The organism is Staphylococcus sp. EG-SA-14 (assembly GCF_017151935.1).
GTDB lineage: Bacteria > Bacillota > Bacilli > Staphylococcales > Staphylococcaceae > Staphylococcus > Staphylococcus aureus.
Genome location: NZ_JACVZM010000113.1, coordinates 1 through 246, shown reverse-complemented (window position 1 = coordinate 246; position 246 = coordinate 1). Strand labels below are relative to the sequence as shown.

Below are 246 nucleotides of genomic sequence, written 5' to 3'. Positions count from 1 at the left end.
CATTATCAATACTTTGATGCGTTAATCGTAATAAATCATTACGTTTCACTTGGCCACCTAACGCTAATACAGGATCCCCTTCAGATGTTGCGGTTAATAATCCAGTAGTTAAATTACTTACACCAGGTCCATTGGGCATTATCATGGGTACAGGTTTTGGTTTATGGTCATTCGTTCTAGCTATTACTTTGATTGTTGTAGATATTATTATTTACTACCCATTCCTAAAAGTTTATGATAGTGAAA

At 34.6% G+C, this 246-nt stretch carries 2 pseudogenes; one reads left to right on the top strand and one right to left on the bottom strand.

What is annotated here, in order from left to right:
- Window positions 1-133 (bottom strand): annotated as a pseudogene (locus IDG63_RS14560) (thiamine pyrophosphate-binding protein); the annotation flags it as partial.
- Here IDG63_RS14560 and IDG63_RS14860 point away from each other — a divergent pair.
- Window positions 120-246, top strand: a pseudogene (locus IDG63_RS14860) (hypothetical protein); the annotation flags it as partial. The pseudogenes IDG63_RS14560 and IDG63_RS14860 overlap by 14 nt on opposite strands.